Source organism: Streptomyces plumbidurans, from assembly GCF_019857225.1.
Classification (GTDB): Bacteria; Actinomycetota; Actinomycetes; order Streptomycetales; family Streptomycetaceae; genus Streptomyces; species Streptomyces plumbidurans.
The window spans coordinates 1-1,262 of record NZ_JAFJSY010000089.1; the positions used below are offsets into that span (position 1 = coordinate 1).

The following is a 1,262-nucleotide window of genomic DNA, read 5'->3' on the forward strand; positions in this document are numbered from 1 at the left end:
GGGGCCGCTGGGGCCTCCGGTGGCAGAGGGGTGCCCGGCGCCGGGGTGTGCTGCTGCGGCGCCACGGGCTGACCGGGGGCAGCCTCCGCCGGGAGGGGCTGGGCGGCGGGCGGCGCTGCCTGGGCGGGCTGCACGGGCTGAGCGACCTGGCCGCCGGGGATCTGGGGGTTGGCGTTCTGGACGGCGGCGCCCGGAGCGAGTGCGGCCTGCGCGGGGGCCATCTGCGCAGGAGCCGGGACCGGCTGCTGAGCGGGGGCACCCTGCGCCGCGGGCTGCCCCACGGCACGACGACGGCGTCCCGTCGGCGCGCTCGTCGGATGCGGCTGCGGCGGGGTGTGGTCGCCGGACTGGTCGTGCGGAACGGCATCGTGCCGACCACCGTCGGCCACGGCGGAACCGGAGGGGTCCTGGCCACCCTGTACGGGGACCTGCGGCGCGACGGGGACGGGTGCCTGAGGCGGAACGGGGGCCTGTGGCACGACCGGGGTCTGCGGCGGAACAGAAGTCTGAGCCGGAACCTGACCCTGCGGCGCCGCTCCCTCGGCCGGGCGGTCCGCGTCCGCCGGGGGCAGGGCGAAGACCGAACGGGGAGCCGCTTCCTGCGCGGCGGCGCGGTCCTGCGCTGCGGCGAGCGCACGGCGGCGCCGCCCGCTGGGCTCGGCCCTCTCGGCAAGCGCGGGCTGGTTGCCAGGGGTGGCACCGGCCTGAGCCGCATCCGGGGCCGGGGCACCCGGAGCCGTGGGAGACGCGGCCGGGAGCGCCGCGGGCAGGGCCTGCTGTGCGCCGCCACCGTGCCGGGCGCGCCGACCGCCGCCGGGCGCGGGCACGCCCTGCGGAGGAACGGTCCCGCCCAGTCCCGTACCGGCGGCGGCCGTCTCCACGGCATGCTCGCCGGCCATCACGACGGCGCCCTCGGAGACACCGCCGGCGTCGTTCTCGGCGGGCCTGCCACGCCGCCGCCCGGTACCACCGGCGACCTCCACGGCGCTGCCGACCGCGGCCGCCGCGGCCTGCGACTCCTCCACGGCACGCCTGCGCCGCCGCCCGGTGGGCGCGGCCGCGTCCGGGGCGCCGTGCTCCGCCGGGTCACCGGACTCGCCCGGGACCTCGCCGTCCAGGAACGCGTCGACGGACGACCGGCGGGCACGGCGCCGGCCGCCGGAACCCTCCTCGCCGCCCGCGGCCTGCGCCGGGGCCTCGGCGGCCACGGCCCCGGCCCCGCCGCCGATGGGCACCTCCAGCACATAGGCGCTGCCGCTCAT

At 80.5% G+C, this 1,262-nt stretch carries 1 pseudogene; it reads right to left on the minus strand.

What is annotated here, in order from left to right:
- Window positions 1-1,262 (minus strand): annotated as a pseudogene (locus tag JYK17_RS34915) (histidine kinase); the annotation flags it as partial.